Raw genomic sequence first — 24,234 nt, 5'->3', positions numbered from 1 at the left:
AGGTCAGCGGCCTGCCGGCCGGTAGGTGCAGATGAGCACGCCGGTCCCGGTGGTCGTGGTCGAGATCAGTTCGAGCGGGCGGGCCCGACCATCGCCGGGAAACACCCGCTTGCCGCCGCCGAGCAGGATCGGCTGGATCATCAGGCGGTACTCGTCGACGAGGTCGTGTTCGACCAGCTGCGCCGCGAGCGAGGCGCTGCCCATGACCTGCAGCGCCTCGCCGTCTCGTGCGCGCAGCTCGCGCACCGCGCCGATCGCGTCGTCTGCGGGCAGCAAGATCGAACCGGACCAGGTGAGATCGTCCTGGCTGAGCGTGCGGGATGCCACGTACTTGGGGATCTCGTTCATGCGGTCGGCGAATGGGTCTCCGGCGCGGCCGGGCCAGGCGGCGGCCATCGTCTGCCAGGTGCGCCGGCCGAACAGCAGCGCCGCTGTTTTCCGCATGGTCTCGTCGATCATCGAGCCCATGACCTCCGGGTCGAAGTACGGCATCGACCAGCCGCCGTGGGCGAACCCGCCGTCGGTGTCCTCCGCACGGCCGCCGGGCGCCTGCACCACGCCGTCCAGGCTCATGAAGTCACTGAGAATGATCTGCATCGCTACTCCTTGTTCGGGACCCGCTGACCGGCCGGTCAACAAGTAGACCTCGTCCGGGCGGCAAAGTCATCGCCCGCTCCAAGACGGCACCGGCGCTGACGATCCGGCGGACCTATGCACGGAAGCGACGGAAGTTTGCGTACCCGCACACCTCGATTCCTGAATTGCATGTGGCCCTGCGGGTCGGTCGCAGGGCATTCGCTTGCTTTTCGAATGCCCGATGTTATGCTTTAACCGTAATTATTGTGTCGCGGTCTAGCGGGGTTGAGGGGCTGAAGCGGTGGAAACGGGTACGATAGTTCGGTTTGATGGGATCAAGGGTTACGGCTTCATCGCGCCGGATGCCGGCGGTGAGGACGTGTTCCTGCATGCGTCCATTTTGGACGATTCGCTCAAGGAGGTTCTCCGGGGCGGCATGCGGGTGGAGTTCGAGGCGACGCCCGGTACGCAGGGTACGAAGGCCATGTCCGTGCACCTACTTGGTACGCCTTCGCATGCGTCGACGGTGGAGTCGTCCGCCGGGGCGGCGCAAACCTCCGAGGTATACAACAGGCGCGACGATGATGAGCTTTGCGACGTCCTCTCGACGACGGAATTCGCGCAGAAGATCACGGACGTGCTGATCGAGGCCGCGCCCAGCATGACGGGCGGCCAGATCCTTCAGGTGCGCAGGCAGCTCGTGGCGTTCGCGCAGCGCCACGGCTGGGTGGAAACCTGACGGAGGCCAATGCGGACGTCGCCGAGTGCGGCGCTCCGAAGTGATCAGCACTGCTGTTCGCGCTGAAGTAGATCCGCATAGGCGGCCGGGACGCCACGGCGTCCCGGTCGCCTATGCATTTTCTGTCGCCGTATTGCGGCGGATACGGCGTCGGTGCGGTCGCACGTTGGTTGCGCGCTCTTGTCAAAAGGTGTGCGAGTTCACATCATCTCTTCCGCGGGTGCTGCGCGAATGGGCAAAGTAGCGGGGTTCCTGGGGGCCGAATCCGCTCACCTGTTGTCGGGACCTCTCGCGTGGGTTTTGAATAACCCGGCAATCGGTTCAGATGGGGTACCAAACCGGTGCTCAGGCGAGCGAAAACCTGGATGGTGCCACGCCGACGACGATGTCGAGGAAGGTGTATTGCGTATGCGGGCTGCGATCGTCAGCCAGTCGCGGTCGATCAGCTTGAGTTCGGTCCCTGATGCGGGACCGAGCATCGGGCAAACGGTCGATTCGGTGCGCTCCGGTGTTGTGGGGTGGTCGCATGTTTAGGCGCATGTTTAGGCGTGGTGTGCGTGTGGTGTCGTTGTTGTTGGTGGTGTTGGTTGGGTTGAGTGGGTGTGCGGGTGCTGGTGCTTTGGGTGGGGGTGATCGGGTGTTGGTGGTTGGGATTGTGGCGAATCCGCAGATGAAGGATGCTATTGCGTTGTCGCGGGGGTTTGAGCGGGATAATCCGGGGATTCGGTTGAAGTTCGTGCAGTTGCCGGAGAATCAGGCGCGGGCGAAGATTACGGCGTCGACGGCGACGGAGGGGGGTGAGTTTGATGTGGTGATGATCAGTAATTTTGAGGCTCCGCAGTGGGCTGCGAATGGTTGGTTGGAGAATTTGCGGCCGTTTATGGATGCGAGTCCGGGTTATGATGCGGGTAATTTTATTCCGTCTATTCGTGATTCGTTGTCGTATCGGGGTTCGATGTATGCGGTGCCGTTTTATGGGGAGTCGTCGTTTTTGGCGTATCGGAAGGATTTGTTCGCTAAGGCGGGGGTGACGATGCCGGAGCGGCCGACGTGGCGGCAGGTTGCCGAGTTGGCGGCTCGGTTGGATGATCCGGCGGCCGGGGTTGCCGGGATTTGTTTGCGTGGTAAGCCGGGGTGGGGGGAGAGCCTGGCGGTGTTCGATACGGTGGTGAACACGTTTGGTGGGCGGTGGTTCGACCGGGATTGGAATGCGCGGTTGACCTCGCCGGAGTTTCGGGCTGCCGCGCGTTTTTATGTTGATCTGGTTCGGGCGCATGGTGAGGTGGGTGCTTCGAGTGCGGGTTTTTCGGAGTGCGGCACTCGGTATGCGCAGGGTCAGGCGGCGATGTGGTATGACTCGACGGTGATGACCAGCACGAATGAGAAACCGTCGGATAGTGCGGTGGTGGGTAAGTCTGGTTATGTCCCGGCGCCGGTGGAATCGACTCCGGCCAGTGGCTGGTTGTATACGTGGGCGTTGGCGATGCCGAGGGTGGCGCCGGATAAGCAGGCGGCGTGGCGTTTTATGCGCTGGATGACGGATAAGGAGTATGTCCGCACGGTGGGCCGGTCTTTGGGGTGGAGTCAGGTTCCGCCGGGTTCCCGGGTGTCGACGTATCAGATCCCGGAGTATCAGGCGGCCGCGGGTGGTTATGCCGGGGCGACGCTGGAGGGGATCGATTCGGCGAATCAGCAGGCGACGATGACCGGGCCGGTGCCGTATCCGGGGATTCAGTTCGTGGGGATTCCGGAGTTCCAGGATTTGGGGACCCGGGTTTCTCAGCAGCTTTCGGCTGCGATCGCGGGGCAGATTTCGGTGGATGAGGCGCTGGAACGGTCCCAGGAGTATGCCCAGACGGTTGGTAAGTCGTATCAGGAGACGCGATGACTTCGACGTTGTCGGGCCCCTCGGCGGGGGCTGCGCAGGTGGTGGGCCGCCCGGCGGGTTCGCGTGGTGGTGGCGGGTCGGTGTGGCGGCGCAGGCTTCCGTTGTTGCCGGCGTTGGTGTTCACGATCGCGGTCACGCAGGTCCCGTTCGTGGTGACGGTGTTCTATTCGTTCCAGTCGTGGAATCTGGTGCGGCCGGGTTCGCGGCATTTCGTGTGGTTGCGGAACTATCTGGATGTGTTCGCCGATTCCCAGTTCCGGACCGCGATGCTCAACACGGTGGTGTTGACGGTGGTGTGTGTGCTGGTGTCGTTGCTTGTGGGGTTGGGTCTGGCGTTGTTGCTGGACCGGTCGTTTCCCGGGCGGGGTGTGGTGCGCACGTTGTTGATCACTCCGTTTCTGATTCTGCCGGCGGCGGGGGCCCTGTTGTGGAAGACCACGATGTTCGATCCGACGTTCGGGTTGCTCAATTTCGTGCTGGAGCCGTTCGGGGCCGGTGAGGTGGACTGGTTGTCGGAGTTCCCGCTGGCCTCGGTGATGGCGCAGGTGATCTGGCAGTGGACGCCGTTTATGATGCTGCTGGTGCTGGCCGGGTTGCAGAGTCAGTCCCGGGAGGTGCTGGAGGCCGCGCAGGTCGATGGTGCGGGGCGGTGGCGGACGTTCGTCTCGATCACGTTGCCGCAGTTGTCCCGGTATCTGCAGTTGGCGGTGTTGTTGGGGGCGATTTACATCGTCAACAGTTTTGATGCGATCTTTTTGATGACCCAGGGCGGGCCGGGGATCGCGAGTACGAATCTGCCGTATTACATCTATCAGCGGGCGTTCGAGGGTTTCGATGTCGGGCAGTCCTCGGCGATGGGTGTGATCGTGGTCGCGATCACGCTGGTGGTGGCGACGTTCGCGTTGCGGTTGATGTTTAGGGCCTTTGATATCAGTGACGGGGGGAAATAGCGATGAGCGCGCAAACAATCGCCCGAGCCCGGGGTGGGCGGGGGTTGGTGACCGGGGTGACCTGGCTGGTGGCGGTGCTGTTCGTGTTCCCGTTGCTGTGGATGGTGATCACGGCGTTCAAGCAGGAGGCCGATGCCTACACCGATCCGCCGCGGGTGATCTTCTCCCCGACGTTGACGCAGTTGGCGGGGGTGCTGGAGCGGGGGTTCGTGCCGTATCTGGCCAACTCGGCGTTCACCACGGTGGTCTCGACGGTGTTCGTGCTGCTGCTGGCGGTGCCGGCGGCGTATGCGCTGTCGATCGCGGCGGTGCCGGGCACCCCGAACGTGCTGGGGTTTTTCCTGTCCACCAAGATGCTGCCGGTGGTGGCCGCGATCATCCCGTTGTATGTGATCTCGCAGAATCTGGCGTTGCTGGACAATGTGTGGATCCTGGTCATTCTCTACACGGCGATGAACCTGCCGCTGGCGGTGTGGATGATGCGGTCGTTTTTCCTGGAGATGCCCAGGGAAGTCATCGAGGCCGCCCGGGTCGACGGGGCCGGTCTGGCGGTGATGCTCTACCGGGTGATCCTGCCGGTGGTCGCGCCCGGTATCGCCGCGACCGCGTTGATCTGTGTGATCTTTTCCTGGACCGAGTTTTTCTACTCGGTCAACCTCACCGCCGCCCAGGCCGGCACGGTGCCGGTGTTTCTGGTCGGGTTCATCACCAGCGAGGGCCTGTACTGGGCGCAACTGTCGGCTGCGGCGCTGCTGGCGTCGCTGCCGGTGATGATCGTGGGCTGGATCGCCCAGAACCACCTCGTGCGCGGCTTGTCCATGGGCGCGGTCAAATAACCCCCCACACACCCCAAACGCTTTTTCCCGGACGCCCCGGGGACAGCCGAACGTCCCGGGCACAGACTTGGAGGCAGCACATCATGGCAGAAGTCGCCTACGCGGAGGCTTCCCGCATCTACAGCGGCACCCACGCCGTGCGCGCGGTCGACCGCCTCAACCTCTCCATCGACGACGGCGAGTTCCTGGTCCTGGTCGGCCCCTCGGGATCGGGTAAATCCACCGCCCTGCGCATGCTGGCCGGGCTGGAAGCCGTCGACGAAGGAGAGATCCGCATCGGCCACCGGGCGGTGAGCACCCTGGCACCCAAAGACCGCGACATCGCGATGGTCTTCCAGTCCTACGCCCTCTACCCCCACATGAGTGTCGGGGAGAACATGGGCTTCGCCCTCAAACTCCGCCGCATGCCCGCCGCCCAGATCAAAGACAAAGTCGCCGAAGCCGCCGCGATGCTGGATCTGACCAAATACCTCGACCGCAAACCCAAAGCCCTCTCCGGCGGCCAACGCCAACGAGTGGCCATGGGCCGGGCCATCGTGCGCGAACCCAGCGTGTTCCTCATGGACGAACCCCTGTCCAACCTCGACGCCAAACTCCGCGTGGAAACCCGCGCCAACATCGCCGCACTCCAGCAACGCCTGGGCACCACCACCCTCTACGTCACCCACGACCAGGTCGAAGCCATGACCATGGGCGACCGCGTCGCCGTGCTCGCCGACGGCGTGCTCCAGCAATGCGCCAGCCCCCGCGAACTCTACGACCACCCCGCCAACTCCTTCGTCGCCGGCTTCATCGGCTCACCCGCCATGAACCTGCTCACCCTGCCCCTCGACGCCACCGGCGTGCAGATCGGCGGACTGAGCATCCCCCTGCCCCGCACCGTGCTCACCCACGCCACCACCCACCAACTCGCCGAGGTCACCTTCGGCATCCGCCCCGAATCCCTGCGACCGGCTACCGACACCGAAAACGGCTTCGACCTCACCATCCGCCTGGTCGAAGAACTCGGCTCCGACGCCTACCTACACGGCCTCATCGGCGACACCGACCACAAAATCGTCGTCCGCGTCGACGGCCGCACCCCACCCCAAATCAACCAGAAAATCCGCGTCACCATCCGCAACACCACCGAAATCCACACCTTCGACCCCAACACCACCCAACGCATCACCGGCTGACCAGCGAGTTCCGCAGATGTGGCGGCGGTCGGGCGGGGTGGTACGCCTCGACCGTCTACCGGGTCCTCCATCGTCGGCTTGGGCCGGACGAAGGAGAACCCGGGTCGCCGCGGTCTGCCCAGGAGTGCAGCCCAGGGGGACGTGCTGACCAGCCACTGTGACGACCGTCTCGGCGAAACGCGTTTCGCCACACGGCGGGTGCGTGACGAGGCAAAGTGGGTTAGCCGAACGGTCAGTTCTGGTCGTGGAATCGGCTAGCGTATCGAGTTTCAGGCATGGTTGATTGAGGGGCACCGGATCGAGGAGGAGTGCGTTGGTAACGACCGATCTGCCGGGGGGCACCGGGTCCCCGTTGCAGCAGTTGGAGTCCGAGATGGCGGACGCTCGTGAGTACGTTCTGCGGTGCCGTGCCTCGGGAGACGAACAGGCGGCCCAACTCCACGTAGTCTGGATCGACCTCCTGCTGGATGAGTGGAACCGGCGCCAGTCGCTCGCGCAACAGTCTTTACCAGGGCAAACCCGTGTAGAGATGACATAGAGAATTCGTGAAGACGGGCTTCGCACACTGAGATCACATCATCACTCAACGTGTGGGAGACACCGATGGACCGAGTGCGAGTGGCTGTGCAGGCTGTAGACCCCATCACCCTCGCCGGCCTCACCAGCTGCCTGAAGTCGCGGCCCGAGTTGTTCGTGGTGCCGACGCATGCCGAGGCCGACGTGATCGTGTTCGCCGCGGACCGCATCAACGCTCAGGTCCTGGCCGACTTGCGGCAGTCGGCACAAGAAGTCTCCGTGCCCCGCGTGCTGGTGACCAACGAACTCAACCCCGCCGACGTGCTCAGTGCGGTCGAATCCCGCGTGGTGGCGGTGCTACCGAGAACGGCCGCGACCGGTGCGAGACTGATCAACAGCGTCCTCGCGGCGGCCAACGGCGGCGGCGTGATGCCGCCCGACCTGCTGGGCGAGCTGCTCAAGCAGATCGACTACCTGCAGCGTGAGGTGCTGACGCCGCGCGGTTTGAGCTCGTCCGGCCTGACCACGCGGGAAGTCGACGTGCTGCGGTTGATGGCCGATGGCATGGACACCGCGGAGATCGCGCAGAAGCTGTGCTACTCCGAACGGACCGTCAAGAACGTCATCTACGGCGTGACCAGCCGCCTCAACCTGCGCAACCGGCCGCACGCGGTGGCTTATGCCATGCGGGCCGGGGCGATCTGACCACGTCCGAAAACGGTTCTAAGAGCGTGCCATCCGCACCTGGGGCGGCTCTGTCGCGCTCTCCGGGGGGAATCGCCGGAACCCGAAAACCTCGCAACGGCATAGCACGGGGGAGGACCTCGATGTTCACCATGGATGCGATGGCCACGAAAGCGGCCCGATGCGTGCTGCCCTGCACTGATGCGCAGGGCCGCGACTCCGAATTGACGCTGGTATTCGCCGATAGGCAGTTGCTGTTGACCGCACCGGATGGAACCGATGCGGTCCTCACTCCCTTGCAGGCCGAGCGGTTGCGCGCGGCATTGCGCGACCTGCTACTGGACGTCGACCCCAGCGACTACCTCTGACGCTGGGGCTACGGTCTGTTTGTAAGCGGCGTAAGCCGCTTGCGGTGTGGGACTCAGCTTGCACCGCTGCGGGTTCTCAGGCGTTGCCTGGCGAGGACAGCCCCAGCGCCGTGTATTGGGCATACATCAGTCGGGGATCGGCGGAGTCCAGGCGTCGTCTGAGGTTCTGCTACCCGCACCGCTACGTAAACCACTTTGAAACACTCTCAGGAGTTGACCGGAACGCGCCTGCCGACTTCGTCGACGATTGCGACCCGGGAGTGCGCGTTGAGCTTGCCCAGTATGCGGGCGACATGGCTTTGCACCACGCGCCGCGGCACCGCCAATTCGGACGCGATGTCGGGGTTGGAACGGCCCTCTGCGACGAGAATCGCGATCTGGATTTCGTCGGGGGAGAGGGCTTCCCATCCGTCGGCGGGGCGGACGAGTGCGGTGTGCGGGTTCGAACGGATCCCGAACCTGCGCAGCCGGGATTCGGCCCGGCGGATGTCCCAGCGGGCGGATAGCTCGGCGAAGTGCCGGATGGCCTCGTCGAGCGCGCGCTGTGCCTCCTTAAGCAGACCCCGTTGCGCCAGCAGCAAGGCGGCGTCCTCCAGCGCCGCGGCGAGTTCGACCCGACGTCCCACCTCCCGGTAGTGCCGTGCCGCGGCCATGATCGGTTCGGGGTCGCCCGCGATGAGCCCTTGGCAGCGGGCGGCCGCGGCGAAGGCCCGGGCCGGCTGGCTCTCCTTGGCCGCTTCGTTCTGGCAGACCTCCAATGCCTGGTGCGCTCGGTCGTGGTCGCCGAATTCGACGGCCAGCCGGACGAAGTCGGGCAACCACTGGTGCCGCAGCATCAGGGGCGCGAAGGTGGGGTTGAGGACCGGATCGAGGACGGACAGCGATCTGTCCTGCTCGCCGCGCTGTTCGGCCACGAGAGCCTGGGCGACCAGCAGGAAGTCGCAGCTTTCCCGTTCCGCGCCGGTGGATGGCGAATACTCCTCGGCCGCGTCGAGGTGCCGCGCGGCCATCTTGACGTCTTCGCGCCGTCCGGCGATCAGCGCGCCGACGCCGTGCGAAAGCAGTGCCGCCGGCCCGGGTTCACGCAACCCGTAGAAGGAGATCGCCGGGCCGTCCTCGGTCAGGGTCTGCAATGCCAGCATGGCGTCGTCCCAGCGGCCCACCCAGTAGTAGTGCACCGCTTCGGTCACCTGCAGGCCGCTTGACGGGATGTGTTGGGCCGCGACCTCTCTGGCCGCGCGCATGGTCGTCTCCGCTTCGTCGAGGCGATCCAGGTTCTGCAACGTGAACGTGCGGTTGTCCAGCAGGTCGAAGCGGAACTCGGAAAGGTCGGCATCTCGACCGACCACCTCCAGCGCCTGGTCGATGTGCGCGAGCGCGCGTGCGTGGTCCCTGCGCACCGAATCCACCAGCCACATGGTCTGCAAGGCGTGCGCGATGGGGTAGGGCTCATCGGTGATCATCGCCTGCGCATAAGCCTCGTCGGCGCTCTTCTCGGTCGCGTCGAGATCGCTGAGATCGCCACGCCGGAAGTTCGCCAGCAACGACCGGTGCCTGGCGCGCCAGATCTCCGGGACCGCCGGATCGTTGGCCGCATTTCCCAGCGTGTCGATCGCCGCAGGTGTCATGCCTCGCCGATGCAGCATCGCCGCCAGCAGTTGCCGCATCTCCGCCGACCGGTACGGGTCTGTCGCGATTGCGAGGGCTTGGCGCGCTTCCGTTTCCGGGTCGCGTCCCGCCCGGAACAGCACCTTGACGAGCGCGACGAGCAGCACCTCTCGGTTGGGGTCGTTGGCCGGGCAGCTTTGCAGCGCGCGTTCGAACAGGTCGATGGCGATCAGTGGCGCGCGGTTGGAGACCGCGACGTTGTTGTCGCTCAACCATTCCAGCACCCACCGGTCGTCGGCGGCCGGTGCGGCAAGGAGGTGTTCGGCGACCTGTTTGACCGGGGCGCCGTTGCTGGCGAGTGCTTCGGCCGCCTGCCGGTGCAGAGCACCTCGCACCGCTTTCGGAATTCCGTCGTAGAGTGCCTGACGCAATAGCGGGTGCCGGAACGCCAGTTGTGTCTCCGCGTCAACGAGCACGTTGGCCGCGACGGCTTCCTCGAAGGCCCCTAACAGTTCGAAGACCTGTCGGCCGGTGGCGGCGGCGATGTCGGTGACGGAGAACTCCTGCCCGAGCAGCGCGCCCCAGCGGAGCACTTCCCGGGTGGGGGCGGAGAGGAAGTCGAGCCTTCTGCCGATCGCGGCGACGAGGGTTTTGGGGGCTTCGGCGATCGAGGAGGCGGGGACGTCGGCGGTGCCGTTGGCGATCTCCACGACATTGGCGCGGATCAGAGCGTCGGTCATTTCTTGCACGTACAGCGGGTTTCCCGAGGCGCGGCCCGCTATTTCCCGCAGGACGGGCCCGGGTTTGGCGCCGACGATCTCGCCGAGCAGTTGCTCGGTCTCCAGGTCGGTCAGCGGTTCGAGGTGGAACACTTCACCGTCTCGTGATTCGACGGCGCGGCGCAATTGCCGCAGCTCGACCCGTTCCGGAGCGGGACGGGTCGCCGCCACCAGCAGCAGCGGCAGCTGGCGCGTTGCCGCGCAGAGCCGATGCCACACCAGCACGCTGGCTTCGTCGGCCCATTGCAGGTCGTCGATGACCAGCAGCAGCGGCGAGGTCGCGCACAACTCGTCGACGAGCGCGAGCAGCTGGTCCACCGGTTCCGCGGCGTGCTCGCCGTGCAGGGTGGCGGCCAGTCGTGTCCGCCGGGTATCCGGTGCGGTCGCGTCGATGCCTAGGCATTCGGTCATGACCTGGAGCGGGAATCGCTGGCTGAGCTCGTCGGCGACCGCCCACGCGAGCTGGCAACCACGGCGCCCGGCGTCGGCCAGAGCGACCGTGAGCAACTCCGACTTGCCGATGCCGGGCTCACCCTCGATCCATACCGACCGGCCCCGGCCCGACAACACCTCCGACACCAGCTCCCGCAGCCGCGCGGTCGGCACCGCACGCCCGACGAAGCGCCTTTCGGCGTTGCGCTGGAGCGCGCGGGTGACATGGGCCGGCACGATCGATAGCGGCGCCGCCCCGGCCGAGGCAGCCCTGGCCGGGGTCGCGTCCAAGGCGGGATCGTTGGCCAGGATCCGCTCGTGCACCCGGCTGAGCTCGGGACCGGGTTCGATGCCGAGTTCCTCGACCAGGACCTGGCGGGTCTCCCGGAAGACCTCCAATGCCTCCGCCGGCCGCCCGCTGCGATAGAGCGCGGTCATCAGCAACACGCGCAGGGACTCGCGCAGCGGGAACTCGCGGACCAGCCCGGCCAGCTCCGCCGCCAGCTCCACATGGCCACCCAACGCGAGCACCGCCGTCGCCCGGTGTTCCATGGTCGCCAGCCGCAACTCCGCGAGACGCTCGCGCTGGAGTTGTGCGAAGGGGCCCGGAACACCGGAAAGCGCCTCCCCGCGCCACAAATCCAACGCGGCATCCAGCGATTCCACCGCCGTCTCGTGATCCCCGGCCGTGAGCTGTTGTCGTCCCTGCTCGCGCAGCCGGTCGAAGACGCGCACATCCAGGGCTTCGGGCGCCAGCTGCAGCGTGTAACCGGCGGGCTGCGAGATCAGGACACCCGCGGTCGACCGGCGCGAACGATTCGGCTCCAGACTGCGTCGCAACCCCGAAACATAGGTATAAACGCTGCCTTCCGCGCTAGCCGGCGGCGACTCACCCCACAGCGCGTCGATGAGTTCGTGCCGGGACACGACGTGGTTGGCATGCAACGCCAGCACCGCGAACACCGCTCGCTGTCGGGCCGGACCGAGAGCGACCTCGTTCTCCCCCAGCCAGGCGCGCGACGGTCCCAGCAACTCGACTTTGAGCGGGCCACTCGCGCTCGTCAGCATAACCCCCCTATTCCCAGTTTCGAGCAAATTCAGAGGCATCTCCAAACTAGGGCACTTTTGGGCACGAATCCGTGCCCGACCGGCTGTGTGCCCGAAGGATTGCCTGTTTTTACATGTGGTTGCGGTCGCACGCGATTTTCGGCTGCAACTGAGGTGATAGATTCGGGCAAGTGGGTGAATTCGCGCTCGTCGGACGCTTGCGGAGCGTCGTCGAATGTCTGCTCAATTGAGCGCTTTGCCGCAGGTATCGAGGGAGATTCGCGAATGGGAATCCACTGCTCGGTGGGCGGGCACCGGACGGTGCGCACGGGGCGGAGATTTCGTGAAGAAGATATGGGGTCGTGGCGGCCATGCTTGTTCCCGGTCAGGAAACGACGCTAGGGAGTTCGCCATGACGGTCAATGATCACCAGACGGTTCTCGTCACCACGGTCTTCAACCTGGTCGCCCCGGCAGGGGTGCTCGCGCCGGTTGGAGTGGAACTACGCTACGACAGCCGCAACCCGTACGAGGTCGGCATCAAGTTCAACGTGGGCAGGACCGGCCAGGTGGATTGGGTGGTCGCCCGCGAGCTGGTGGCCGACGGGCTTGTCGTCGACAGCGGGCATGGCGATGTGCGAATCCGGCCTAGACGGGACGTGTCGGGATTGGTCGTGATCGCGTTGAGCTCGCCATCCGGCCAGGCCACCTTCGAAGCCGACGCCGATGAGTTGATGGAATTCTTGAACGATACCTACGACGTCGTCGCACCCGGCGAAGAGCACAAGTGGATGAGCATCGACGACGCGCTGAGCAGATTGCTCCCGCACGACATGTAGCCGATCGGCACCCCGGACCGCGGTGTTGTCCGGTGCGTGGGGTGTCGTCCGGTCCGTGGGTGCGGCCAACTGATGGCAGGCCGGTCGTGTCGAAATAGGCATATTTCGACACCGGCGATGAAGAAAACTTGTCCGTGCGGTGAACGACGAGAACGCCAGGGGAGTGGGGCCGCCCGCGCAGTTGCTCAGCGACGCGCACTCGTGCGTCGCGGTGTGCCTGGGGAACCGGGTCCTCAGTGGACGTCCCGGGGTCCCGGAACTGATCCACGAGCCGGCCGCCGAACCAGGACAAGCGGGGCGCAATCGATTTCTCCGGAGTGCCCGCAACCGCCGGTTCCGCGGTCAATACCCTTGTGGCCGAATGGTTTCGGGTGGCGGCCCGGCGGAGCAGATCACGAACCTGAACCGGTTCGCACTGAGCCGCATGGTTACCCCAACAGGCAGTCTATGCTTCCTCTTCTGGACACACCCGTCGGGTACGCGGTAGACCAACGGGCACACTGCCCAGTGCGTCGCGACCCCGGAGACAAGGAAGTGCAATGACACGAAGGCGTTCGTTGTGGTCTGTACTGGCCGTGACTACGGCCCTAGCGGTCGTGTTAGGCGGCTGTGCTGGGGGTGGCGCTGACAGCGGCAAAATCGTGATCAAGGTCGCGACGTTCGGTGAGTTCGGTTACGAGCCGTTGTTCGCGGAGTACGAGGCGCAGCATCCGAATATTCATTTGGAGGCTCAGGTCTCGGACTTTGAGGCGCATCACAAGGGGTTGGCTACCGCGTTGGCGGGTGGGCATGGAGCTGCGGACGTTGTTGCGGTGGAAGAGCAGTATATGCCGCAGTTTATGCAGTCGAAAGACAAGTTCGTGAATCTGGCCGATTTCGGGGCTCAGGATCTGAAGAGTCAGTGGTCGGACTGGAAGTGGGCGCAGGGGGTCAGCAAGGACGGTAGCTTCGTTCTCGGGCTCGGGACGGATATGGGGGGCCTGGCGACGTGTTATCGGCGTGACCTGTTCGCGCGGGCCGGGCTGCCGACCGATCGCGCTGAGGTGGCTCGGTTGTGGCCCACGTGGGAGGATTATGCGCGGGTTGCCGACCGGTTCAGTGCGGCGGTGCCTGATGTGAAGTTCGCGGACTCGGCGGGGAGTATCTATACCGCGATTCTGAACCAGTCCGAGGAAAACTTCTTCGCGAAGGCGGATGATTCGTTCATCGCGGATCACAATCCGAACCTGCGGCGGGCGTTTGATATCGCGGGGGGAATCGCGGCGAAGGGCCAGACGGCGCGGGTGACGACGTATACGCAGGCGTGGAACGTCGCGGTGAAGCAGGGCACGTTTGCGACGATGAACTGCCCGGCGTGGATGCTGGAGCAGATCCGGTCGGCGGGTGGCGATGCCAATGCGGGGAAGTGGGACGTGACCACCGTGCCGGGGAACAGCGGTAGTCAGGGTGGTTCGTTCTTGACGGTGCCCAAGCAGGGTGCGCATCCGCGGGAGGCCTACGACGTCGCGAAGTGGTTGACTGCGCCGGAGCAGCAGAAGCGGATCTTCTTGCAGAGTGGGAGTCTGCCGAGCGCGCCGGCCGCGTATAAGGACCCGGCGGTGATTGGTAAGACCGATCCGTATTTCAGCAATGCACCGGTGGGGCAGATTTATGCGACGTCGGCGGATACGTTGCGGCCGAATTACCGGGGAACCAAGGACAGTGTGGTGCGGCCGAAGTTCGGGCAGGCGCTGGGCCGGGTGGAAGAGGGTAAGCAGACCGTCGACCAGGCGTGGGCCGAGGCCGTGCAGCAAGCACGCGACGCGCTGAAGTAGTAAGGAAGCAGATGTCACCGCTTCGGGTGTCGACGGCGCCTTCCCGTCAGCCGGCCCGCGCTGATCGTGGGCCGGCTGACGGGGCGCGTCGGAGGTGGGTGCTGACGCGACTTGATAACCGGGTGACGCCGTTTTTGTTCATCGCTCCGTTCTTTGTGTTGTTCACGGTGTTCGGCGTTTTCCCGTTGCTGTATACCGCGTGGGTGTCGTTGCATGACTGGCAGTTGATCGATGGTGATCAGGGCTTTGTGGGGTTGGCGAATTATGCCAAGTTGTTCGCCGACCCAGATTTTTACAACGCGTTGTTCAACACGATGAGTATTTTCCTGCTCTCGACGGTTCCGCAGTTGCTGGCGGCGTTGGGGATCGCGGCGCTGCTGGACCGGCCGTTGCGGGCCGGGACGGTGTGGCGGGCGGGTGTGTTGCTGCCGAACGTGGTGTCGGTGGTGGCGGTGGCGTTGGTATTCGGGCAATTGTTCGCGCGTGATTTCGGCGTGGTGAACTGGGTGCTGGGTCTGGTGGGGGTGGATCCGGTGGACTGGGGGGCGCAGCGGTTGCCCTCGCATGTGGCGATCGCGACGATGGTGATCTGGCGGTGGACGGGGTATAACTCGCTGCTGTATCTGGCTGCGATGCGGAATGTGCCGCGGGAGTTGTATGAGGCCGCGGCGCTGGACGGGGCGTCGCGGTGGCGGTCGTTTTGGTCGGTGACGGTGCCGGGGATCCGGCCGACCATCATTTTCACGGTCGTGGTGTCCACGATCGGTGGGTTGCAGTTGTTCGCCGAGCCGCAGTTGTTCGATGCCTCGGGCACGGCCGGTGTGGGCGGCAGTGACCGGCAGTTCCAGACGGTGACGATGTATTTGTATGAGAAGGGGTTCGGTCTTTTCGATGCGGGGTATGCCGCGGCGATCGCATGGGTGTTGTTCGTGGTGTGCGTGCTTTCGGCGCTGGTGAATTTCTGGCTGGCGCGCCGGATCCGAGCAGGAGGGTGAGGCCGGTGGCTGCCGGTGTCGTGAACCCCGCATCGTGGCGGGACGAGCGAGCAACGAGTGGGGCCACGAATGGCGGGGCCGGGGATGGCCGGGCGGCGGGGGCGCGGCGGCCCGGGGTGCTCGTTTATGCGCTGCTGGTGGGGGTGGTGGCCGCGTCGGCGTTTCCGCTGTATTGGTCGTTTGTGGTGTCCTCCAGTGATTCCTCGGCGATCGGTGAGGCGAGCCCGCCGCTGATTCCGGGTGGGTATTTGCTGGACAACGTCCGCCGGGTATTCGACACGGTGGATTTCTGGCTGGCGTTGCAGAACTCGTTGATCGTGTCGGGCACGGTCACGTTGTCCAACGTGGTGTTGTCCAGCCTGGCCGGGTTCGCTTTCGCCCGGTTGCGTTTTCCGGGCCGTAACTCGTTGTTCCTGGTGGTGATCGGCACGGTGATGGTGCCCGCACAGCTGGGGGTGATCCCGCTTTACATGGTGGTGGGTGAGCTGGGCTGGTACGGCCGGCTGGAGGCGGTGATCGTGCCCGGTCTGATCAACGCGTTCGCGGTGTTCTGGATGCGGCAGGCCTGTGAGGAGGCGGTGCCGACCGAGCTGGTTGATGCCGCGCGGGTGGACGGGTGCTCGTTGTGGGCGGTGTTCTGGCACGTGGCTGTGCCCGCGATCCGCCCGCAGGCGGCGGTGCTGGGCATGGTGACGTTCATGGCGGCGTGGAACGATTTCTTCTGGCCATTGATCGTGCTGGATCCCAACGAGAGCCTGACCGTGCAGGTGGCCTTGTCGCGGCTGGCCAGTGGCTATTTCCTGGACTATTCCCTGATGTTGACCGGTGCGACTTTGGGGGTGTTGCCGGTGATCATCGTTTTCATCGTGTTGGCGAGGCAGATCGTCAATGGAATCACACGCGTGTCGGTTAACGGATGAGGTGGTTATGACCAACGAACAGGTACTCGGTTTCCCGCAGGGTTTCATATGGGGGGCGGCGACGGCCTCTTACCAGGTCGAAGGCGGAGCCAAGGAAGATGGCCGCGGCCCGTCGATCTGGGACACCTTCGCCGCCCAGGAAGGCAAGGTCCTCAACGGGGATACCGGTGAGGTGGCGTGTGATCATTTCCATCGTTATGCCGAAGACGTGGCGCTGATGGCCGAGCTGGGCCTGCCGGCGTACCGGTTCTCGGTGTCCTGGCCCAGGGTCATGCCCGATGGGCGCACCCTGAATCCTTCCGGGATCGCGTTCTATGACCGGCTCGTGGATGAGCTGCTGGGCCGCGGTATTTCCCCGATGGTCACTCTTTACCACTGGGATCTGCCGCAGGCGCTGGAGGACTCGGGCGGCTGGCGGGTGCGGGATACCGCCGCGCGGTTCGCCGATTATGCCGTGGCGGTGCACGGTGTGCTGGGTGACCGGGTGCGGGACTGGACGACGTTGAACGAGCCGTTCTGTTCGGCGTTTCTGGGTTATGGCAACGGGGTGCACGCGCCGGGTATCGCCGAGCCTGGGACCGCGTTGGTGGCCGCGCATCATCATCTGCTGGCTCATGGGCAGGGGATGGCCGCGTTGCGGGCCCTCGCTCGTCCGGATCAGCGGTTTTCGCTGGTGCTGAACTTTTCGCCGGTGCTCACCGATGCCGATGATGCGGCTCATCGTGAGGCGGCGCGCAAGTTCGATGGCATGCACAACAGGATGTTTCTTGACCCGGTGCTCGGCCGGGGTTATCCGCAGGACGTGCTGGCTGATCTTGAGCACCTGAACGCTCTGGAGCCGGCGATCCGGGAGGGTGATATGGAGTTGATCACCACGCCGCTGGACTGGCTTGGGGTCAACTATTACGCGCCGACACGGGTGGCGCCGTTGCCTGATGTGTCGGTGCCCAGCAATTGCGGGCTGCCCGGTATGCGTGGTTTCAATGTGCTGCCGCCTCGGGGTCCGTTGACGTCGTTCGGCTGGGAGCAGACTCCGGGTTCGCTGACCGATCTGCTGGTCTGGCTGCACGAGCACTGTCCCGAGGTTCCGCTCGTGGTCGCCGAGAACGGGGCCGCTTTCCCGGACACGCTGGACAATGGCCGGGTTCGTGATTCCCAGCGGGTCCGCTATTTCGCAGATCACCTTCGCGCCGTGCATGCCGCTATCGAGCGTGGTGCCGATGTCCGTGGTTATTTGGCGTGGTCCTTGCTGGACAACTTCGAGTGGGCGATGGGTTATACCCAGCGTTTCGGCCTGATCCACGTCGACTTCGACACCCAGCAACGCACCATCAAGGACAGCGCCCGCTTCTACTCCAGCGTCGTGGAAAACAACACCGTACCAACTGGGGACTACGCAGAGCTCGCGGTGGACTAGTACCGACGCATCTCAGGCACCGATGGCCGGTTCGGCGCTGCACCTGCCATCGTCTCCCGAAGCGGGGCGATCCCCCGAATCCGGGATTATCAGCCGAAAGTCTGGGGTCGCGATCACCCATTCGCGACGGAGCGCTTGAGCTCGAATTCGCGCGTCGCCCTGGTCGGCCGTGAATAGGTGTACGGGCAACATCGCCACCGCGATCAACCTGCACCTATTTCGTCAAAGTCCGGCGCGGCGAACATTTTCCACTTTGCCGTGTTGACGGTGCCGGAATGGCGTCCCCATAACGTGCCCGATCTTGCCGCACCGGGTCGGCCGACGCCATCAACGCGCGGCTGGTCGTTGTGCACGAAATCGCGCCGACCCGCGGACACCGCCCGTCACTGGAGGTCTTGTGGCAACTGTACGAAGGGCTCCGCAAGCTGGCGTGACGTCATCGCTCGACCGCTCGCTCCGGGCCGAACCGCACCAACACGGCCGCGAGGAGGAATGAGACCACGGCCGAGGCCGCTACGCCGGCGAGCACGCCAACATGGCTGCCCCGGGGTGTGACAGCCAGCAACGCGATGATGCTGCCGGGGGAGGGGGTCGCCGTCAGCCCCGCTCCAGTGGCGGCGAAGATGAAGATCCCGACCGCGCTGCCGCCCATCGCGGCGAGGATCAACTGCGGTTTCGCCAGGACGTAGGGGAAGTAGATCTCGTGAATACCGCCGAAGAATTGGATCAACACCGCGCCCGGGGCGCTGGCCCGCATCGACGTCGTTCCGAAAAACGTGCAGGCGAGCAGGATGCCGAGGCCGGGGCCGGGGTTGGTTTCCAGCAGGAACTCGATCGCCTTGCCGCTCTCCGCGGATGCGGTGACACCCAGCGGAGACAGGACGCCGTGGTTGATCGCGTTGTTGAGGAACAGCACCTTGGCCGGTTCGATGATCAACGCGGCCAGCGGTAGCAGGCCGAGATCGATCAGCGCTTGCACCCCGTCGGCCAGCGTCCTGGTCATCACCTCGATCATCGGCCGGACCCCGATCATGCTCAGAATCGCAACCGCGCCGCCGAGAATGCCCGCGCTGAAGTTGTCCACCAGCATCTTGAAACTCGGCGCCACCCGGGCGCCGATGCTCAGATCGAACCACCTCTGGAGCAGTGCCGCCGCCGGACCGATGAACATGGCGCCGAGCAGCATCGGGGTGTCGGCACCGACCACGAGCCCGATGGTCGCCACCGCGCCCACCACCGCGCCGCGCTGCCCGTGGACCACCCTGCCCCCGGTGTAACCGATGAGAATGGGCAGCAGCACCCTGATCATCGGTTGGATGATGGCGGCCAAGGTGGCGTTGGGCAGCCAGCCCTCGGGAATGAAGAGTGCGGTCATCAGGCCCCAAGCGATGAACGCCCCGATATTGGGCATCACGATGCTGGCCAAGTGCCCGCCCCATCGCTGGATCGTCGAACCGACTTGCCAACGCGATGGCTTTTCTTCGGCGGTGTTCGTCATCCTCAACTGTTCCCTGGTGTTTCCAGCTATCGGCGCAGGCCGTGCGTCGAAAGCAACATGACCCTGACCCGTTGCATCGGTGCGCTCCTTCGGTGCAGTGCATCGGGAGTCAGGGTCAATCGAGCTCGGGTTTGGTGGTGTGGACGGCGTGCCGCGTCCGCCGCGGTCGACACTGGCGGTGCCGCCGCTCACCGTTTATCCGGCCCAGCCGTCAAAGTCGTCGTCGGCGCTGTTGCGGCAGCCGATAGTGACGATGCGCTGTGGCAGGCCGCACGCAGCTCACCGCACTACGTCTGCGTAAACAACGGAAATTACCGGGTAATGCACTTTCCTCCCTTAGGTTTGCCTATCCGCGCAACGGCGCCGGTTCGGCAAGAGTCATCTTTCACACCATCACGTCGCCGCTGTTGGGGTCGCCCAGTCCGCGACCGTCATCGACACCCCGGCGCCGACCAAGACTGGGCTACGACCGGCCGAGCCCGGTCCTGCGCGGTCCCCGCCACCTGGCGGTCATGCACCGGGGGCTCGAAGCGCAGCAACTCCTCGACGGTTTCGGGCGCGGTGTGCGGGGCGTCGCCCAAGCGGTCCAGCGCTTCGGGGCGGCGCAGGAGGGTGAGCATCCCGTTGGTGATCAGGTTGACTGTGGTCTCATGGCCGGCGATCAGCAGCAGGACTGCGGTGGTGATCAGCTCCACCAGAGACATCCGTCCTTCCGGCCCCTCGTCGGTGATCCACGCGGAGAGAATGTCGTCGCCGGGGTGGTGGCGGTGCTCCTCGATCAGCCCGGCCAGGTACTGCCCCAGGTCGAGGCGGGCCTGCTGCGCCGAGCGCCGCTGCTCGGCCGCGTCCTGGCCCGGGCTGAGGCCGGCGACCACGGCGTCGACCAGGGCCCGGAAGCGCGGCTCGTCCTGCCTCGGCACGCCCAGATGATCAACACCTGGTTTGGTTGTCGAGTCAGCCGACGTCCGAGTCCGGCGGTGTCCTCCCTGGTGCGCAGCACGCATACGCCGTCCAACGCGGCCTCGGTCTCGTGCGGCCACGGGCGGGAGCGCACGCCGGTGGCGATCAGCAGGCGGTCGAACTCCACCTCGTCCCCGTCGGCCAGCAGGACGCGCTTGCCGTCCCGGTCGAGCCCGGTGGCGGCGACGCCGAGCCGCCACTGCGCATCGATCGCGCGCCGGTGGCCAAGCCCGGTGTCCTCGGGCAGCGTCCAGCCGAGCAGCACCTGCTTGGACAGCGGAGGTCGGTCATACGGCTCGTAGGGCTCATCCCCGATCAAGGTGAGCGAACCGGCGAAGCCCTCCTCGCGCAGTTGCTCGGCAGCGCGCAGACCGGCCAGCGACGCACCGACGATCACGATGCGGCCTTTTTCGCGGAGCGCCTGCAGGAGACTGTCAGGGGCCATCGGCGTCTGCCCCCTGACGGGTGGCCTCGGTCGCGTCGATCATCCTGACCTCGCCCCCGAGACGTCGGCGAGCGCACCGGCCGCTGTGCCCAGTGGATCGGGCCGGTGGCCGTACCCTCCTATGCTGGCGGAGCGCCGTCGGCACCGCATGCGCTCTCTACCTGGTTCACTGCCACACCGCTTGCGCCAGCATCCCGCCCAACGTCACCGCGCCCAGGCCCGCGATCACGCTGGCCACCACATTGGCGAGCGCGAAGAACCGCGCCCCGTTCTCGGCCAGGCGTAACGTCTCGTAGGAGAACGTGGAGTAGGTCGTCAGCGCCCCGCACAATCCGGCGCCCACCAGCAATTGCACCGCCGCCGGGGCCGCCCCGGCGGCGGCCGCGCCGGTGAGCAGCCCCAGGATCAGGCAGCCGGTGACGTTGACGGTGAACGTGCCCCACGGGAACACGGTGTCGTGACGGGCTTGCACCGCCCGGTCGGTCAGGTACCGCAGCGGCGCCCCAACCACGGCCCCGGCGATCACCAGCAGCCAGTTCACTTTTCCTCCTTGGTGTACCGGACCGCCTCGACGTGCTCCAGGATCACCAGGCCCTCACCGATCAGCTCGTCCAGCTGGGGCAGGAAGGCCCGTACCCGCTCGGCGCGATCGACGATGACCACCGCCACCGGCAGGTCTTCGCTCAGCGACAGCAGCCGGGTGGTGTGGATCAGCGAGGACGCGCCGTAGCCCTCGACACCCCGGAACACGCTTGCCCCGGCCAGTCCCGAGGCGTGCGCGCGGTGCACGATCTCGCTGAACAACGGCTTGTGGTGCCACGTATCGTTCTCGCCGACGAAGATCGTCGCCCGCAAAGCCTGGCTGTGCTGTCGTGTCATGCCTGCCTCCCGCGTCGCGCTCGTCGGGTCACCGCGCGGGTGGCCGTCGCGGCAGCCCATACCGCCGCGAGGGCGGCCAGCGGCGTGGTCGCCAGGTAGGCCAGGCTCAGCCCGGCCTGCCCGGTCTGCACCAGCTGCTGGGCCTCGACGGCGTAGGTGGAAAAGGTGGTGAACCCGCCCAGCACGCCAGTGCCGACCAACGGCCGCACCAGCCGGTGCGCGGTCCACACGTCGCTGATCAGGACCATGAACACCCCGATCGCCGCGCACCCGGCCACGTTGATCCCCAACGTGACCCAACCGAAGCCGCCCGGCGGGGACGGCCACCACAGCGACGCGCCATACCGGGCCGTCGCACCCAGAGCGCCGCCGAGCGCGACCACGGCCACCACCGCGAACTGGCCATGCGCCCGCACCGCACGCCGCGCGGGCACCGACAAATCAACATCGGAATCGGCGGGCTCATCCACCCGCTCAGATTCTGGGGACTTCACAACAGAACTCCTCCTACTCACATACGTGGTCAGCCGACGCGCACCAGGGCGCTGTCGGTGGTGAGTAGGGACCGTTGGCGGCGAACGCACCGCGGTTCGGGTACGGCGGGCCCCACCGCCGCGCGACGACCCCGGCACGGGCACCGCCGCCGCAACCAGGGTAACCAGTACCGCACCGCAGCTCGCCAGCGGCACCGGTTTCAACGCAGAGGACGAACGACCCGAGCGCATTGCGTTCGGTCACCACACCCTTGAACTGTCGCCGGCGGCGCCGGCAACAGTCGCTGCTGAGCGCAGGCACGGCCACGAGGGGGGAGGGCATGGCAACTTCCGGAGCGGCTCGCGGTCGCCTCCACGTGGGACAAGGCGGCTGGATGACCTTCGCGACACTGTTCCTGCTGGCCACCGCGGTCCTGCACATCGTCCTGGGGGCGCTGGCGCTCTCGCGCACGGCCGGCCTAAACCTTTCGACCACGCCCGTCCTGGCGGACTACCGGTCATTGGGCTGGGGTTTCCTGTTCACCGGGATCGTCCTGATCGCGACCACGTTCGGGGTGCGGGCCGGTCAATTGTGGGCTCGCATCGTCGGTATCGTGCTGCTCGCGTTGAGCTTCCTGAACAACCTCGCGCTGCCCGTGGGGGTGGCCCTGTCGGTGTTGATCATGATTCTGGACGTGCTGACCATCTATGCGATCATCGCGCACGCCAGGTCGTCCAAACCGAGCTCCTGATGCAACGCACCTGGACACGGCCTAGCCAGGGGTGCGGCAGTGTTCCGCCGCGCGCGCCAGCCAATGGGCACAGCGCCGGGCGAAGTGGGCGAGTCCCTCTCCCATCGCCGCGTAGTCGCTGTCTTTCAGGAGACTCGCCCAGTGCTCAAGCAGTTCGATTTCGTGAGCCAGGAGCGCACATTCACGTGGGTCGGTGATGTCGGCGTGTTCGAGCCTCCGCCGCACCTCCTCGACGGACTCGGTTGTCGCGAGCACCTCCACCGGTGGCATGTGGCCAGCATACGCCCGAGAACGGTGGTCTTTGCCCCGCTGGATTCAACCGCCGGCCACCCAAGTCGTTCCGGTGGAGGCGCCGTCCGGCCATTCGATCTCGATGTTCGCGTCGAGGCGTCGAGCGCTATGTGATCCGCGGTGGTGTCCGCGATGCCGTTGAAGCAGTGCCGAGAGCCCAGGGCCTTTGACCCGATCGGAGCGTGTCACGATCTCCTGCACCTGTTCGACGCTGGCCAGCCGGTTCCATTGTGGACATAAGAGGAGGCAATGGTACGCCCGTGGGCGCGGAGGTCGTCGCGCCGCATCGCGGACTGCGCCGCGCAGGCAAAGCCGGAATCCCTCCCGAGATCGGCTTGAACGGGATTTCGGGTGTTGCGGTGAGAAGGCCGGCTCCGTTGGCATACTGGGGAGAACACGCAGGAGGTGCCGTGGATCTGGAACTGACCAACGTTGGACTGCCTGATGGGATCACCCTGATCGAGGTGACTGGTGAGATTGACGTCTACACCGCGCCGAGCCTGCGGGAACGGCTGATCGATGCCGTCAACGGCGGTGAGTTCCGGCTGATCGCGGACCTGACCGGAGTGGATTTCATGGACAGCACCGGGCTCGGGGTTCTGGTCGGCGGCTTGAAACGGACCCGGGCGCAAGGCGGTGCATTGGTCTTGGTATGCCGTGCCGAGCGGCTGCTCAAGATCTTCCGGATCACCGGTCTGACCAAGGTCTTCCAGATCGTGCCCGATGTGCTCTCGGCCCGGGCCCTGTTCGCCGACCCCGAGGGCCTGGCCGCCCCGCCGACCCCGGATGCCGAAAACGTTGGCTGGCACTGGGTTCCCGGCCGGATCTACCTCAGCGACGAGCGGGACAGCCGGAGCGTCGAGGACGCGACGCAGCGGTTGCTCGACGCCTTCGGCCTGGAGTGCGTTTACTCGTTCCCGCCGGTGATCGGCTCGTGGTTCGGCGAGTTCCTGATCCGCTTGAAGAACTCGGGGCAGCTACCGACCAAGGAGGAGCAGTTCGTCAAGCTCAGCCGGGCCCTGGATCTGCGCCTGCTGGACCGGCAGCAGGCCGAGGTCGACGCCGCGCAAGGGGCCGCCGTGGCGGGACTGATCCGGTCGTTGCAACACACCCCGCGCGCGGTTGTGCAGGTCGGCTCGGTGCTCCTGGTCAAGGTGGACGACGTGATCGTGGTGCGCAACCTGACCCAGGTCGAACTCGCGTACTGGGAACGCAACCCCGCGCTGTTCCGCGACCCGGCCGCCGCCCTGCTGGAACTGCAACAAGCGAATTCCGGTGCCGCCGAGGTCGTTGCCTCCGCCAGCGACCACGAACACGCATCGGCCGCCGACCACACGAACGCCCGCTGAGC

At 65.7% G+C, this 24,234-nt stretch carries 23 protein-coding genes; 14 read left to right on the top strand and 9 right to left on the bottom strand.

Features of this window, described 5'->3' with window-relative positions:
• Nucleotides 1-3: 3 nt before the first annotated feature.
• Complete coding sequence (locus BJ970_RS30205) at nucleotides 4-597, bottom strand: dihydrofolate reductase family protein (protein WP_184730535.1); 594 nt, start codon at nucleotides 595-597, stop codon at nucleotides 4-6.
• A 280-nt stretch (nucleotides 598-877) separates the two neighbouring features.
• On the opposite strand from BJ970_RS30205, the gene BJ970_RS30200 reads away from it, so the two are divergent.
• The 7 genes from BJ970_RS30200 to BJ970_RS30170 all read left to right on the top strand — a co-directional run bounded on the left by BJ970_RS30200 (nucleotide 878) and on the right by BJ970_RS30170 (nucleotide 7,735).
• On the top strand, nucleotides 878-1,315 hold the full coding sequence (locus BJ970_RS30200; RefSeq protein ID WP_184730533.1) for a cold-shock protein: 438 nt from the start codon (nucleotides 878-880) through the stop codon (nucleotides 1,313-1,315).
• Nucleotides 1,316-1,853: 538 nt separating this feature from the next.
• Complete coding sequence (locus BJ970_RS30195) at nucleotides 1,854-3,203, top strand: ABC transporter substrate-binding protein (RefSeq protein ID WP_246472044.1); 1,350 nt, start codon at nucleotides 1,854-1,856, stop codon at nucleotides 3,201-3,203.
• On the top strand, nucleotides 3,200-4,153 hold the full coding sequence (locus BJ970_RS30190; RefSeq protein ID WP_184730529.1) for a carbohydrate ABC transporter permease: 954 nt from the start codon (nucleotides 3,200-3,202) through the stop codon (nucleotides 4,151-4,153). The genes BJ970_RS30195 and BJ970_RS30190 overlap by 4 nt, the downstream gene beginning before the upstream one ends.
• Nucleotides 4,154-4,155: 2 nt before the next feature.
• Nucleotides 4,156-4,989: a carbohydrate ABC transporter permease gene (locus BJ970_RS30185; protein WP_184730527.1), complete on the top strand. Its 834-nt coding sequence runs from the start codon at nucleotides 4,156-4,158 to the stop codon at nucleotides 4,987-4,989.
• Between the two features lie 83 nt (nucleotides 4,990-5,072).
• Complete coding sequence (locus tag BJ970_RS30180; protein ID WP_184721886.1) at nucleotides 5,073-6,167, top strand: ABC transporter ATP-binding protein; 1,095 nt, start codon at nucleotides 5,073-5,075, stop codon at nucleotides 6,165-6,167.
• A gap of 603 nt (nucleotides 6,168-6,770) precedes the next feature.
• On the top strand, nucleotides 6,771-7,388 hold the full coding sequence (locus BJ970_RS30175; RefSeq protein WP_184730525.1) for a helix-turn-helix transcriptional regulator: 618 nt from the start codon (nucleotides 6,771-6,773) through the stop codon (nucleotides 7,386-7,388).
• Nucleotides 7,389-7,510: 122 nt separating this feature from the next.
• Nucleotides 7,511-7,735, top strand: coding sequence for a hypothetical protein (locus tag BJ970_RS30170; RefSeq protein WP_246471899.1), 225 nt, complete (start codon nucleotides 7,511-7,513; stop codon nucleotides 7,733-7,735).
• A gap of 206 nt (nucleotides 7,736-7,941) precedes the next feature.
• On the opposite strand, the gene BJ970_RS30165 is transcribed toward BJ970_RS30170, so the two are convergent.
• Nucleotides 7,942-11,622: an ATP-binding protein gene (locus BJ970_RS30165; protein WP_184730523.1), complete on the bottom strand. Its 3,681-nt coding sequence runs from the start codon at nucleotides 11,620-11,622 to the stop codon at nucleotides 7,942-7,944.
• A 391-nt stretch (nucleotides 11,623-12,013) separates the two neighbouring features.
• On the opposite strand from BJ970_RS30165, the gene BJ970_RS30160 reads away from it, so the two are divergent.
• The 5 genes from BJ970_RS30160 (at nucleotide 12,014) to BJ970_RS30140 (ending at nucleotide 17,585) form a co-directional block, all read left to right on the top strand.
• On the top strand, nucleotides 12,014-12,439 hold the full coding sequence (locus BJ970_RS30160; protein ID WP_184730521.1) for an SsgA family sporulation/cell division regulator: 426 nt from the start codon (nucleotides 12,014-12,016) through the stop codon (nucleotides 12,437-12,439).
• Between the two features lie 539 nt (nucleotides 12,440-12,978).
• On the top strand, nucleotides 12,979-14,253 hold the full coding sequence (locus BJ970_RS30155) for an extracellular solute-binding protein (protein WP_184730519.1): 1,275 nt from the start codon (nucleotides 12,979-12,981) through the stop codon (nucleotides 14,251-14,253).
• A gap of 11 nt (nucleotides 14,254-14,264) precedes the next feature.
• Nucleotides 14,265-15,248: a carbohydrate ABC transporter permease gene (locus tag BJ970_RS30150; RefSeq protein ID WP_184730517.1), complete on the top strand. Its 984-nt coding sequence runs from the start codon at nucleotides 14,265-14,267 to the stop codon at nucleotides 15,246-15,248.
• Nucleotides 15,249-15,364: 116 nt separating this feature from the next.
• Nucleotides 15,365-16,168, top strand: a complete 804-nt coding sequence (locus BJ970_RS30145) for a carbohydrate ABC transporter permease (protein WP_312864627.1) — start codon at nucleotides 15,365-15,367, stop codon at nucleotides 16,166-16,168.
• A 7-nt stretch (nucleotides 16,169-16,175) separates the two neighbouring features.
• Complete coding sequence (locus BJ970_RS30140) at nucleotides 16,176-17,585, top strand: GH1 family beta-glucosidase (RefSeq protein ID WP_184730515.1); 1,410 nt, start codon at nucleotides 16,176-16,178, stop codon at nucleotides 17,583-17,585.
• Between the two features lie 436 nt (nucleotides 17,586-18,021).
• Here the strand turns inward: BJ970_RS30140 and BJ970_RS30135 are convergent, their stop codons facing one another.
• From BJ970_RS30135 to BJ970_RS38365, 6 genes are all read right to left on the bottom strand, one after another.
• Entirely contained in the window at nucleotides 18,022-19,083 is a 1,062-nt protein-coding gene (locus BJ970_RS30135) for a PTS transporter subunit EIIC (protein ID WP_184730513.1), read from the bottom strand.
• Between the two features lie 431 nt (nucleotides 19,084-19,514).
• Nucleotides 19,515-19,958 carry a cytochrome P450 gene (locus tag BJ970_RS38370; RefSeq protein WP_312864548.1) on the bottom strand — a complete coding sequence of 148 codons (444 nt, stop codon included), beginning with the start codon at nucleotides 19,956-19,958 and terminating at the stop codon, nucleotides 19,515-19,517.
• Nucleotides 19,862-20,488 carry an FAD-dependent oxidoreductase gene (locus tag BJ970_RS30125; RefSeq protein WP_246471898.1) on the bottom strand — a complete coding sequence of 209 codons (627 nt, stop codon included), beginning with the start codon at nucleotides 20,486-20,488 and terminating at the stop codon, nucleotides 19,862-19,864. The genes BJ970_RS38370 and BJ970_RS30125 overlap by 97 nt, the downstream gene beginning before the upstream one ends.
• Nucleotides 20,489-20,654: 166 nt before the next feature.
• A complete protein-coding gene (crcB, locus tag BJ970_RS30120; protein WP_184730511.1) occupies nucleotides 20,655-21,029 on the bottom strand; it encodes a fluoride efflux transporter CrcB in 375 nt (124 codons plus the stop codon).
• Entirely contained in the window at nucleotides 21,026-21,367 is a 342-nt protein-coding gene (locus BJ970_RS30115; protein ID WP_184730509.1) for a DUF190 domain-containing protein, read from the bottom strand. Before BJ970_RS30115 ends, crcB begins: the two co-directional genes overlap by 4 nt.
• Nucleotides 21,364-21,861 (bottom strand): fluoride efflux transporter FluC, encoded by a 498-nt coding sequence (locus BJ970_RS38365; protein ID WP_312864547.1) that lies wholly within the window; start codon nucleotides 21,859-21,861, stop codon nucleotides 21,364-21,366. The genes BJ970_RS30115 and BJ970_RS38365 overlap by 4 nt, the downstream gene beginning before the upstream one ends.
• Nucleotides 21,862-22,235: 374 nt before the next feature.
• Between BJ970_RS38365 and BJ970_RS30105 the strand changes: the two genes are divergently transcribed.
• On the top strand, nucleotides 22,236-22,592 hold the full coding sequence (locus BJ970_RS30105; protein WP_184730505.1) for a DUF7144 family membrane protein: 357 nt from the start codon (nucleotides 22,236-22,238) through the stop codon (nucleotides 22,590-22,592).
• A 21-nt stretch (nucleotides 22,593-22,613) separates the two neighbouring features.
• On the opposite strand, the gene BJ970_RS30100 is transcribed toward BJ970_RS30105, so the two are convergent.
• Entirely contained in the window at nucleotides 22,614-22,862 is a 249-nt protein-coding gene (locus tag BJ970_RS30100) for a hypothetical protein (RefSeq protein WP_184730503.1), read from the bottom strand.
• Nucleotides 22,863-23,293: 431 nt separating this feature from the next.
• Here BJ970_RS30100 and BJ970_RS40380 point away from each other — a divergent pair, with 431 nt between their 5' ends.
• On the top strand, nucleotides 23,294-24,232 hold the full coding sequence (locus tag BJ970_RS40380) for an STAS domain-containing protein (RefSeq protein WP_446689104.1): 939 nt from the start codon (nucleotides 23,294-23,296) through the stop codon (nucleotides 24,230-24,232).
• Nucleotides 24,233-24,234: the final 2 nt, after the last annotated feature.

Source organism: Saccharopolyspora phatthalungensis, assembly GCF_014203395.1.
Taxonomy (GTDB): Bacteria; Actinomycetota; Actinomycetes; order Mycobacteriales; family Pseudonocardiaceae; genus Saccharopolyspora; species Saccharopolyspora phatthalungensis.
Note: the sequence above shows the minus strand (reverse complement) of the source record. Positions and strands in the feature narration are given on the sequence as shown.